The organism is bacterium, assembly GCA_035559435.1.
Taxonomy (GTDB): domain Bacteria; phylum Zixibacteria; class MSB-5A5; order WJJR01; family WJJR01; genus JACQFV01.
Map to the genome: position 1 here is coordinate 118,090 of DATMBC010000019.1, position 11,900 is coordinate 129,989.

General features: G+C 62.6%; 11 protein-coding genes. 10 read left to right on the top strand and 1 reads right to left on the bottom strand.

Annotation, left to right across the window (positions count from 1 at the left end):
• The first annotated feature begins 459 nt into the window (after positions 1–459).
• The 9 genes from VNN55_02180 (at position 460) to phoU (ending at position 9,602) form a co-directional block, all read left to right on the top strand.
• Positions 460–2,259 (top strand): PAS domain-containing protein, encoded by a 1,800-nt coding sequence (locus VNN55_02180; protein ID HWO56353.1) that lies wholly within the window; start codon positions 460–462, stop codon positions 2,257–2,259.
• The gene (locus tag VNN55_02185) at positions 2,177–2,632 is read left to right on the top strand and encodes a response regulator (GenBank protein ID HWO56354.1); all 456 of its coding nucleotides are present in this window, start codon (positions 2,177–2,179) and stop codon (positions 2,630–2,632) included. The genes VNN55_02180 and VNN55_02185 overlap by 83 nt, the downstream gene beginning before the upstream one ends.
• Positions 2,629–3,768 carry a hybrid sensor histidine kinase/response regulator gene (locus VNN55_02190; GenBank protein ID HWO56355.1) on the top strand — a complete coding sequence of 380 codons (1,140 nt, stop codon included), beginning with the start codon at positions 2,629–2,631 and terminating at the stop codon, positions 3,766–3,768. The genes VNN55_02185 and VNN55_02190 overlap by 4 nt, the downstream gene beginning before the upstream one ends.
• 347 nt (positions 3,769–4,115) lie before the next feature.
• Positions 4,116–5,171: a porin gene (locus VNN55_02195; GenBank protein HWO56356.1), complete on the top strand. Its 1,056-nt coding sequence runs from the start codon at positions 4,116–4,118 to the stop codon at positions 5,169–5,171.
• Positions 5,172–5,194: 23 nt separating this feature from the next.
• Positions 5,195–6,079 carry a phosphate ABC transporter substrate-binding protein gene (locus VNN55_02200; protein HWO56357.1) on the top strand — a complete coding sequence of 295 codons (885 nt, stop codon included), beginning with the start codon at positions 5,195–5,197 and terminating at the stop codon, positions 6,077–6,079.
• 29 nt (positions 6,080–6,108) lie between these two features.
• Positions 6,109–7,086, top strand: a complete 978-nt coding sequence (gene pstC / locus VNN55_02205) for a phosphate ABC transporter permease subunit PstC (GenBank protein ID HWO56358.1) — start codon at positions 6,109–6,111, stop codon at positions 7,084–7,086.
• 4 nt (positions 7,087–7,090) lie between these two features.
• Entirely contained in the window at positions 7,091–8,059 is a 969-nt protein-coding gene (gene pstA / locus VNN55_02210; GenBank protein ID HWO56359.1) for a phosphate ABC transporter permease PstA, read from the top strand.
• An 84-nt stretch (positions 8,060–8,143) separates the two neighbouring features.
• The gene (gene pstB, locus VNN55_02215) at positions 8,144–8,911 is read left to right on the top strand and encodes a phosphate ABC transporter ATP-binding protein PstB (GenBank protein HWO56360.1); all 768 of its coding nucleotides are present in this window, start codon (positions 8,144–8,146) and stop codon (positions 8,909–8,911) included.
• Between the two features lie 34 nt (positions 8,912–8,945).
• Positions 8,946–9,602: a phosphate signaling complex protein PhoU gene (phoU, locus tag VNN55_02220; GenBank protein HWO56361.1), complete on the top strand. Its 657-nt coding sequence runs from the start codon at positions 8,946–8,948 to the stop codon at positions 9,600–9,602.
• A gap of 108 nt (positions 9,603–9,710) precedes the next feature.
• On the opposite strand, the gene VNN55_02225 is transcribed toward phoU, so the two are convergent.
• A complete protein-coding gene (locus VNN55_02225) occupies positions 9,711–10,223 on the bottom strand; it encodes a DUF6125 family protein (protein HWO56362.1) in 513 nt (170 codons plus the stop codon).
• Positions 10,224–10,400: 177 nt separating this feature from the next.
• On the opposite strand from VNN55_02225, the gene VNN55_02230 reads away from it, so the two are divergent.
• Positions 10,401–11,855, top strand: a complete 1,455-nt coding sequence (locus VNN55_02230; protein HWO56363.1) for a 4-hydroxyphenylacetate 3-hydroxylase N-terminal domain-containing protein — start codon at positions 10,401–10,403, stop codon at positions 11,853–11,855.
• The last annotated feature ends 45 nt before the right edge of the window (positions 11,856–11,900 follow it).

The window sequence follows — 11,900 nt, forward strand, 5'->3', positions numbered from 1 at the left end:
CCGCTACGACAGTTTTGTCGCTTTCCGCTGCTAGCGGTGATCCGGTCCGGACGCGTGACGTGGCCCTCGAGAGGAAGCGCCAGGGCCACGTCCCGCGATCGCAACTGGTATCATGTTGACCGGCCATCCTTTGCGCCAGCCCGCCCCGCCTTGAACGACCGGTCCGGGGGGCGTATGCGCTATCGGCCGCCTTGCGGTCGTCGACTCCAGCCGCCGCACTCTTGCCATCCGCCCGCGCCACCGGCGCCACCGTATACACCGGCAGTAAAAAGGGACGATGGCGCTCGGGTTTGTGCCTAAATCCGGACGGTTTCCATCCGATACTTGATAATGGGAACGGAATGCCCCCGGAGCCCTCGTCTCCTGATACCGCGCCAGCGCGTGGCGCCGCTTCACTGCAATATGGACAGGAGTTGGGACAATGGGTCGACATCCAGAGCTTCTATGGCGACAGAGAATATGGACAAGCGCAAGATTGAGCGACCACCGTGCGGCCGTCCCGATTTCCGCGCGCTGTTCGAATCCGCGCCGGGCTTGTATTTGGTGCTCACGCCGGAGCTTGTGATTGCGGCGGTGAGCGACGCCTATGCCCGCGCGACAATGACCTGTCGGGAGGAGGTCGTCGGGCGCGATCTCTTTGACGTCTTTCCCGACAACCCCGATGACCCGGCGACGGAGGGCGTGCGAAATCTGCGCGCATCACTGGAGCGCGTCATTCGGAGCAAAGTTGCCGACTCGATGCCCGTGCAAAAATACGACATCCGCAAACCGGAAGCGGCGGGCGGGGGATTTGAGGAGCGGTATTGGAGTCCGCACAATAAGCCGGTTCTCGACGCCGATGGCACACTGATCTACATCATCCACTGCGTGGTCGACATCACGGAGTTTGTGAAGCTCAAGAATGCCCGCGCCGAGCAACAACAGTTGACGCGGGAGGCGCGCCAGCAAGTAGAGATGATGGAGTCGCAAATCTTCCGGCGAGCGCAGGAGGTGGCGGAAGCAAGCCGTCAACTCAAGGAAGCCAACGCGGAGTACAAGCGGGCCGAAGAAGAGGCCCGCGCCGCCAAGGCGCTTGCCGAATCGATACTGGAGAACATTCCCAATATGGTGTTCGTCAAGGATGCCAAGGAGCTGCGCTTTGTCCGTTTCAACAGGGCGGGGGAAGCGCTCCTGGGATACTCCCGCGAGCAACTGATCGGCAAAAGCGATTACGACTTCTTTCCGCCGGAGGAGGCGGACTTCTTCACGTCGCAGGACCGTGCCGTGCTCGAGGGCGGTCAACTTGTCGACATTCCCGAGGAGCCGATCCAGACCAAAGACAAGCAAGTGCGGTTCCTGCACACCAAGAAGCTGCCGATTAACGGACCCGACGGGAAGCCGGCGTATCTGCTGGGAATCTCCGAGGACATCACGGAGCGAAAACTGGCCGAGGAGCGAATCCGCCAGCTCAATCTGGATCTGTTGCGCCGCGCCAGTCAACTGGAGGCGGCCAACAAGGAGCTGGAGTCGTTCAGTTATTCCGTCTCGCACGACCTTCGCTCGCCCCTCCGGAGTCTGGACGGATTCAGCCGCGCCCTGATGGAGGACTACGGCGCTGTGCTCGACGCGACGGCGGTGGAGTACCTCAACCGGATTCGCGCCGCCGCCCAACGGATGGATGAGCTCATTGACGCGTTGTTGCAGTTGTCGCGCTTCAGCCGGCAGAGCATGCACTTCCGACCGGTCGACGTGACGGCCCTGGGCAATCGCATCATCGGCGAACTGCGAAAGCAGCATCCGGAGCGCGTCGTGGAGACTCTCGTCGACGGCGAGATGGCCGCGCACGCCGACCCGCGGCTGCTTGCGGTTGTTCTCCAAAATCTGCTGGGAAATGCATGGAAGTACACGTCGCGCCGATCGGTTGCGCACGTCCATTTTGGAGTGCGTCGGGACGGGCCGGCACCCGTCTTTTTCATCCGGGATGACGGCGCCGGTTTCGACATGGAGTATTCCGACAAGCTCTTTGGCGCGTTTCAGCGACTGCATTCCGCCGACGAGTTTGAAGGCACGGGAATTGGTTTGGCCACGGTCCAGCGCATCATCGCCCGACACGGAGGGCGCGTGTGGGCCGAGGCCGCGGTGGGGGCCGGAGCGACGTTCTATTTCACGCTCTCAGCAGAAGCATCGGGGGGCAATAATGAACAAGGAGAAATGGGTCCTCCTCGTGGAGGACAACCCGGACGACGTGGCGTTGACCTTGCGGGCGTTGAAGCGTCATAACATCACCAACGAGATCGTCGTGGCGCACGATGGAGTGGAGGCGCTTGCCCTGCTCCATGGGGCTGAAACGGAGTCGGCGCGCGGGACGACGGGTCTGCCACAGGTGGTCCTGCTGGATCTCAAGCTGCCGCGCCTTGACGGGCTGGGTGTGCTCCAGCGGATCCGTGCACATCCCCGGACGAAGCTTCTCCCGGTGGTCATTCTGACGTCCTCGCTGGAGGAGCAGGATCTCCTGAAGGGCTATTCGCTGGGCGCGAACAGCTACATTCGCAAACCCGTGGACTTTGAGCAATTTGTGGAGGCGGTTCGGAATCTGGGGCTGTATTGGCTCCTCATGAACGAGGTCCCGGAAACGGTGAGGACTGTCCAATGAATCTTCCGCTGAGGGTTCTCCTGGTCGAAGACCGGGAGGATGACGCGATTTTGATCGAGGCGGAGCTGCGTCGCGGCGGCTTCGCGCCCGACTGCAGACGCATTGAGTCGGCCGGTGAAATGAACCGCGCGCTGGCGGATGGAACGTGGGATGTCATCATCTCCGACTACTCACTGCCTCGCTTCAGCGGCGTTCAGGCGCTCGATTACCTCCATCGAACAGGATTGGACATTCCCTTCATCATCGTTTCGGGGACCATCACGGAGGAGACGGCCGTGGCGGCGATGCGAGCCGGTGCACATGACTACGTCATGAAGGGAAACCTTGCCCGTCTGGTGCCGGCCATCCTGCGGGAGCTGCGGGAGGCGACGCGGCGGCGCTCCCTCCTCGAGGCGGAGGAACGTCTAAAGCAGGCGGAACGTCTCAAGACCATCGGCGAGCTCATGGCCTCGTTGATCCATGACCTGAACAATCCGCTCCAGACGATTCTCGGACTGGCGGAATTGCTGAAAAACGGCCAACTGAGCCCGGAGAAGCGGTCAAAGCACATTAGCGTCATTGAACGCGAAGTCGATCTGATCGTGGGAATGCGCAACGACATATTGGAATTCACCCGCGGCGAAATCAAAGTCGTCCGCCGGATCGTCGATTTGTCCGCCTTGGCGAACGAGGTCATCGAGACCTATGCCCCGGCCTGCGCCAGGCAGGGAATTACGCTGGCCGGTTCCGCGAACGCGGACCCGGGCTGTGACTTCAGCATCGAAGGCGACAATGTCAGGATCTGGCGGGCGCTGCAAAACCTGATTGCCAACGCCCGCGACGCCATGCCTGCCGGCGGACGCATCGCCGTCGACGTCCACGGCGCGGTGGAGGGCGTCACGCTCGAAGTCTCCGACAATGGCGGCGGCATCCCCCCGGAGATTCGCGACACGTTGTTCATGCCATTTGTGACTTACGGCAAAAGCCAGGGGACCGGACTCGGGCTGGCCATCGTCCGGCAAATCGTCGAATCTCATGGCGGCACCGTCACCTTCGTGACCGAAGAGTGCGTCGGGACCACCTTCCGCCTGTTCTTTCCCAGGCCGCTGAATCGCACGTCCACCAGCCATGCGAGGATGCCCCGTTCTCAAGCGTAAAGACTGCGGGACAGGTCGCCACTGTCATCAACGGGTCGGGCGGCCGGCAGGGGAGAAATCGAGTCGACCTAACTTTACCGCATCGCTCTGGATTAGACTTCAATTTACACACAGTTTACATACGTAACATACCGCGGCAATCTCCTCTGAGGTTCATGGCGTTGTCCGCAACGCACAACCGGGCGGGGCATGGGGCTCACCCGGAGAAAGGGGATATGAGAAACGGACTGGTGTGCGCGGTTGCGATTGTTATCGCACTGTTAACAGGATCTTCATCGTACGCGCAAGAGCCGTCGGCAGATTCGCTGGCGGGACGACTTTCAGCGGTGGAAACGGCCGTTCAGAACTTGAAGAAGTTCAAAGTGTCCGGGTACGTGCAGGCGCGCTACGAGTATCATGATGATGCAATCAGCAATCCGGCGTTGGGCACGGCATCGACGGACTCCAGGAACATGGGCAAGCTGTTGAATCGATTCTACATTCGCCGCGGTCGGCTGAAGGTGACGTTTCAAGCCAACAAGAACGCCTCCGGCGTTGTATACTTTGACGGCTCCGCCTCCGGCGTCTCCCTGAAAGAGGCCTTCGTCGCGTTGACCGAGCCCAGGTCGGAAGTGAGATTCACGCTGGGACAATTCAACTGGCCGTTTGGCTACGAGGTCAGTTTCTCGTCGTCGAAGCGTGAGTTTCCCGAGCGGGCACGCTGGTCGCGCACCTTGTTTCCGGGGGAGCGCGACCGCGGTGTCAAAGTTGAACGCGCGTTCAAGATCGAGGATCGCTACGACCTGAATCTGACCGCCGGCGTGTTCAACGGCAACGGCATCGAGGATCGTGTCTTTGGCGCGACCGACCCGAACAAGAGCAAGGATTTCATCGCCCGCGCTGCATGCGATTTTGGCGCGCTCGATGTCGGCGTTTCGGGGTATTGGGGCGAGCAGTTCAATCCCAGCGACTCCGCCGTCCCTGTCCAGACGCCGTCGTCGACCGACAAGATTCGCTACGGGGCGGATGCGCAATTCGCCTTTGACGTGCCGCGGCTGGGCGGCGGCGCGCTGAAGGCCGAGTTTGTCGTCGGACAGGAGCCGAAGAATCAGTCGAAGGCGTTTCTGTCCTCCGACACCACGCGTGACGTGACGGGACTAGATGTTGTGCTCGCGCAGAATCTTCATCCCAATCTTCAGTTCATCTCGCGCATCGACTACTACGATCCCGACCGTGACATCAAAAGCGATGAGTTTGTCGCCTACGGGCTCGGATTGGTTTACTTCTGGGACAATCACAGCAAGGTCAAGCTGGTCTACGAGATTCCCAAGTCGGGCAAGAATGCCCGCAGCGGGCTGGAGCCGGGAACGACCAAGGATCTGAAGGACAACATCCTGACCATGGAATGGGTGTACACATTTTGAACGCAAACCCGAAGGAGGAGCAAGTGACGATTCATCGCCTCACCACCGTGTTCGCCATGGCCGCGCTATTGCTGCTTGCCGTGGGGACGTCCGGACTGGCCGGAAAAGCCATCACCATGAAAGGTTCGGACACCATGGTGATTCTGGGGCAGCGATGGGCGGAAGTGTACATGAAGACACACAAGGATGCGGTGATCCAGGTCACCGGCGGCGGATCGGGCACCGGCATCGCCGCGCTGATCAACGGCTCGGCGGACATCGCCCAGTCGTCGCGATCGATGAAGGACAAGGAAAAAGACGAGGTCAAGGCCAAGCGCGGCGCCGCCCCCAGCGAGATCGCCACCGCCCTGGACGGACTGGCCATTTACGTGCATGAGAAAAACCCGATCACGCGGCTGAATGCGACGCAACTGAAGGCGATCTACCAGGGCGATATCACTTCATGGAAGGATGTCGGCGGCCCGGACGAGGAAATCGTGGTGTATTCGCGAGAGAACAATTCCGGCACCTACGCTTACTTCAAGGAGCACATCCTCAAGAACGAGGATTTCGCGCCCCAAGTGCAGACGCTGCCGGGAACGGCCTCGATTATCAACGCCGTCTCCAAGGATGAATGGGCAATCGGGTATGGCGGCATCGGCTACTCCAGCGGCGTCCGGCCACTGGCGGTTGCCAACGAGGGGAGTTCGGAGTACTTTGAGCCGACGGAAGCCAATGTGGCTTCCGGCAAGTACCCGTTGGCGCGACCCTTGTTTTGGTATACGGTGGGCGAGCCGACGGGCGAGATCAAGGCGTTGGTGGACTGGGTGCTGGGCCCGGAGGGCCAGGCGGTGGTGAGCGAGGTCGGCTACTACCCCCTGCCCAAACCCAAGACGGGTGAAGCGCCGAAGAGCGACTCCGGCCGTTAGCATACGCGACGATGACGCAGCAGACGCTGATGACCCGACGGCGTGAGCGGCCGACCTACGGCCTGCGCCCGGCCGATCGCCGCCGCGACCGGCTCATGACGTATGTGTTCACGGTCGGGGCGGTCGGGGCCATCGCCGCCATCGTGCTCATCTTCGTCTTTGTGGGCCGCGAGGCGTTGCCGGTCTTCTTCTCGGCGGAGGTCCATGAAGAAGTCACACTGTCGAAGATGGTGACGCCGCTGGAGTGGCGCGCCAACAAGCCCAAGACCTTCATCTGGCAGCCGGTCTCGGAGGTTCCCAAGTACTCGCTGCCGCCGCTGCTGCTCGGCTCGCTGAAAGCGACGCTGATCGCGATCCTGTTTGCGACGCCGTTTGCGGTGGGGGCCGCGATGTACTCCTCCGAATTCGCGCCGCGCCGCGCGCGCGAAGTCATCAAGCCGGTGATTGAGATGCTGGCGGGGATCCCGTCGGTGGTGCTGGGCTTTTTCGCGCTGATGGTGCTGGCCGGCTGGCTGAAGGAGGCATTCGACTGGAAGTATCGTCTGAACGCCACAACGGCGGGCATCGCGCTCGGGATCGCCATCATACCGATCATCTACACGGTCGCCGAGGAGGCGCTGCGCGCGGTGCCGCGGCAGTATCGCGAGGCGGCGCAGGCGTTGGGCGCAAACCCGTGGCAGATCGCGCGGCGGGTGGTGTTGCCGGCGGCGGCCCCCGGCATCTTTGCCGCGGTGGCGCTCGGATTCGGACGCGCCATCGGCGAGACGATGATCGTGCTGATGGCTTCGGGCAACGCGGCGACGTGGAGTTTGCCGCTGACCGATTCGGTGCGCACGATGTCGGCCACGATTGCCGCGGAAATGGCCGAAGTCGTCAACGGCTCGGCGCACTATCACGTGCTCTTCTTCATCGGGGGCCTGCTGTTTGTCCTGACGTTCCTGATCAATTTGGTTGGCGAAATGTATGTGGGACGTTTGAAGCGGCGGTTGACCGGACGGGCGGGATGAACGGATGAATCCATCGGCGCCATCATCGTCGAACGCCGAGATTGTCGCCGCGGCGCGCGAAGCGCTGGCGCAGAAATCGCGCTGGACGAAGTGGTTTTCGCCGCTGCCGTTTCTGACCGGGTTCCTGACGCTGTGCGTGGTGGCGATGCTGGCCGTCATCCTGTGGAACATCGTGACGCACGGCATCGGACGGCTGACCTGGGAATTCCTCACCGGCGTGCCCTCGCAGGGGATGACCGAAGGCGGCATCTTCCCGGCGATTTTCGGCACGGTCTTTCTCGTCATTCTGATGACGATCGCGGTCATTCCGCTGGGGGTGGCGACGGCGATTTACCTGCGCTACTACGCGCGTCCCGACGCCTGGTCTTCGCGCTTGGTGCGGGTGGCGGTCAACAATCTGGCGGGTGTGCCGGCGATTGTCTTCGGATTGTTTGGCTTGGGATTCTTCATCCAGTTCGTCGGGCAGGGGATGGACAACCTCTTCTTTGGCGGGCAGCTCACCTTCGGGCAGCCGGCGATCCTCTGGGCGTCGCTGACGATGGCCCTTTTGACTCTACCGGTGGTGATCGTGGCCACCGAAGAGGCGATGCGCGCCATCCCCAACGATTACCTCGAGGCCTCCTACGCGCTGGGGGCGACGCGGTGGCAGACGATTGCGCGGGTGATTCTGCCCAATTCGTTGACGGGAATTCTCACCGGGGGCATCCTGGCGGTGTCGCGCGGGGCGGGCGAGGTCGCGCCGATCATGTTCACCGGCGCCGCCTACTTCCTGCCGTACTTGCCGCACAGACTCAACGATCAGTTCATGGAGCTGGGGTACCATGTGTATGTGATGTCGACGCAGTCGCCCGACGTCGAGGCGACGCTGCCGATTCTGTACTCCACGGTGCTGGTGCTCCTGTTGCTCACATTTGCGCTCAATGCCCTGGCGGTGCTGATTCGGTACCGTCTGCGCGGACGGCAGGCGGTTTGACAGATGGGCGCTTCTGTTCCTACCTTGCCGCGCATTCCGGAGACGAGCCCGGCACGTTCCGTCGATCGTGAGGTGTCATCGCCCATGTCGGATCCGACCACCGTCAAGATGCGCGCCCGCGGGCTGGATTTCTATTACGGCGACAACCAGGTGCTGCACCATGTCGACTTCGATATCGTCACGCATGCGGTGACGGCGCTGATCGGGCCGTCGGGTTGCGGCAAAAGCACGTTTCTGCGCGCGCTCAACCGGATGAACGATCAGATCCCCGGAGCGCGTCTGACCGGCGAGGTTTCGATCGACGGCCATGACATCTACGATCCGCGCGTCGACGTGACCGCGCTGCGGCGGCGCATCGGCATGGTCTTCCAGCGCTCGAATCCGTTTCCGAAATCGATTTACGAGAACGTCGCCTTCGGGCTGCGGATCGCCGGTGTCAGGGACAAGCGGATTCTCGACGAGACGGTCGAGGAGTCGTTGCGGTTGGCGGCGCTCTGGGATGAGGTCAAGGACGATCTGAACAAGCCGGCGTTCATGTTTTCCGGGGGCCAGCAGCAGCGGCTGTGCATCGCGCGGGCGCTGGCGGTGCGTCCCGAAGTCCTGCTCATGGACGAGCCGGCCAGCGCGCTGGATCCGATTTCGACCGCGAAGATCGAAGAATTGATCGAGGATTTGAAGACGCGCTACACGATCGTCATCGTCACCCATAACATGCAGCAGGCGGCGCGAATTTCGCAATACACCGGGTTTTTCTATATGGGCGAGGTGGTCGAATACGGCCCGACGGCGAAGATCTTCACCACGCCGACGCAGAAACGCACCGAGGATTATGTGACCGGTCGGTTCGGATGATCCGACGCCGATGGCGGGGGAGTTTGTAGAGACTATGCAACGACATTTCGACGCCGATCTGGCGGAATTGCGCCACTTCCTGGTCACGATGGGGGCGCTGGTTGAATCGATGCTCGGCCAGGCGGTGCGTCTGCTCACCGAGCACGATGACGCGGTGGCGCAGCAGTTGTATCAGGATGAGGCCGAGGTCAATCGACTGCATCTGCAGATCGACGATATCTGCCTGCGACTGCTGGCGCTCCGTCAACCGGCCGCCGCCGACCTGCGCTTGATCGCTTCGGCGCTGAAGATGAACTCGGACCTCGAACGGATCGGCGACCAGGCCATCAACCTGCTCAAACGGGCGCAGACGCTCGACCGGCAGGAGGGGGAATGGCCGACGATCGATCTGTCGCCGTTGGTGCGCATCGCCTCCTCGATGGTGGCCGATGCGCTTGACGCCTTCATCCGCAAGGATGTGGCGCTGGCGCGCAAGGTGCTGGAGGACGAGAAGACCGCCGACCAGCTGCGCCACGAAATCGAGAGTGTCCTGATCGTTCAGGCGGAGAAGAAGACCCACAATTTTCTGCAATTGCTTCAACTGATCCTGGTGACCCATCACCTCGAACGCATCGCCGACCACGCCACCAACATCGCCGAGGATGTGATCTATTTCCTCGAAGGGCGCGATGTGCGGCATCATCACGCGTAGGGCCCGGCGCGCCACCGCGTAGCAATTCCCAGATCGTAGAAGCGGCTCTCAAGCCGTGTCCCGGCGCCCAAAGCAGCTGGAACGAAGAGCCGGCGGGCGCAGCCCGCCCTACACGGCGATCGTGAATTCCCAACTGCAATACTTGCCGTCGGTGGCCTCCGGCGGGCAATGGACACAGCGGGTCCGGATCCGCGGATCGATGGTCCGGGCGAAGTTGCTGAATTCGATGATCCCGACGCTCTTGCAGGGGAAGTCGGGCAGGCCCTTCTGACGGCGGGTTTCCTGCACGCGGCAACGGTCCATGGTAAAGCGGAGGGTCTTGCGACCGGCGGACCACTCGCTGTGCTGCTCGTTGATCAGGGCGTACATGCGCAGGTGAAGCGCGCGCTCCAGCGCCCCCAGTCCGCCGTCGGCGGGTATGCCGAAGGTGGACATGATCCGTCGCGCTTCGGAGACCGAAAAGCGCTCCCAGGAGCGCTCATCCAGACGGATGGCCTCTTCCATGCCGTGCTTTTCCTCGGCGGCCAGGAACCAGCAGCCGTCATGGGCCAGCCAGTTGGCGGCGAACATGCGCAGGGCGCGCAGCAGGTCTTCACGGCTGAGTTCATCGTAGGCGGTCATGCTTGGTCCCTTCGTCCGAGGGCACAGATACGGCCCCGATTGCGGCGCATCAACGGTGATCCGTCGGAATTGACGGGCCGTTTGTCAAAACCACGGGCGGTCGGCTCAAGGGCTCGCGGCGGATTCCGTAGATTGCATGGACAACTGGGCGGTCGATCCCCACCCCGGAGGTGTCCTGTGTCCCTGCGTACCCCTGACCAATACATGGACGCGCTGCGCGCCATGCGTCCGAACGTGTACAAATTCGGCGAGTTGATCAACGACGTGACGACCCATCCGGCAACGCGGCGGGCGGTGAATGGGCACGCGCGTCTGTTTGCCGCCGGACAGAATCCCGACGAGCGGGAAATTGTCACGACCCAATCCGACCTGACCGGCGGGCCGGTGTCGCGCTATCTGTCGCTGATGCGGTCCGCCGACGATGTCGTCGCCGTCTGCAGGATGAAGCGCTGGGCCTTCCAGCAGACCGGGACCTGCACCGGGGGACGGTGTGTCGGCGGCAATGCGCTCAACGCGATGTGGGCGACCACTTACGATCTGGACAACCAGAGGGGCACCGACTACCACGCCCGTCTGCGCGCCTGGCTGAAAAGCGCGCAGGAGCGCGACATCGCCTGCTGCGGCGCCCTGACCGATCCGAAGGGCGATCGCAGCAAGTCGCCGTCGCAGCAGGCCGACCCCGACATGAACCTGCATGTGGTCGAGCGCCGCCCTGACGGTGTGGTCGTCCGCGGGGCCAAAGTCATGATCGCCGGTTCGGCCGCGGCCGAGGAAGTGTTTGTCTTGCCCGGCACCGGCTGCAAGAAAGGCGAGGAAGATTGGGCGATCGCCTTTGTTGTGCCGCGCGACGTTGTCGGGCTGACGGTGGTCGAGGCTCGCCGTCCCTCCGACACGCGCGAAACGGAGCCGGGGTATGATGTCCCGTCGGGCACCGGCGGGATCACGCAGGGGTATCTGCTCTTCGATAATGTCTTTGTCCCCAACGAACGCATTTTCCTTAACGGCGAAGTCGAGTTCACCGCGGCTTCGGTCCTGAACTTCATCATGCCCTACCGGTCGGCAATCGGCGGCTGCGTGGCGGGGCAGGGGGATGTCAAGATCGGCGCGGCCATTCTGGCGGCGCGCTCCAATGGACTTTCCAGCAAGGCCTTTCGCGACAAACTGGTCGCGATGCAGATCAACAACGAGACGACCTACGGCGTCGGCATCGCCGCGGCGACGCTGGGCAAGCAGCATCCCTCGGGTGTCTGGATTCCCGATCCGCTGTTGGCCAACGTGAACAAGGTGCACGTGGCCACGCTGCCCTATGAGACCTCGCGTCTGGCGCAGGAGATCGCCGGCGGCATCGCCGAGACCGGCTGCATGCCGTCGTCGGTGGATCTGGAAAACTCCGAGTACGGCGACAAACTCAAGCGCTACCTCGGCGGCGCAGTCGATGGCGACACCCGCTATCGGGTGGCGCGGTTGATCGAATGGCTGACGATCGGCGCGGGCGTCCCCGGCTGCATGCACGGCGGCGGCTCGCCCGACGGGGCAAAGTTGATGGTGCGGTTGCGTTCGGACTGGGAGGGCGCGGCCAGACACGCGGGACGTTTGGCGGGAGTCAAGCAGGTGCCGTCCGATCCGGCGTAGCGTAATCCACCGCAGTTTCTGAAGTCACGAAGGGGCGGGCCCGGG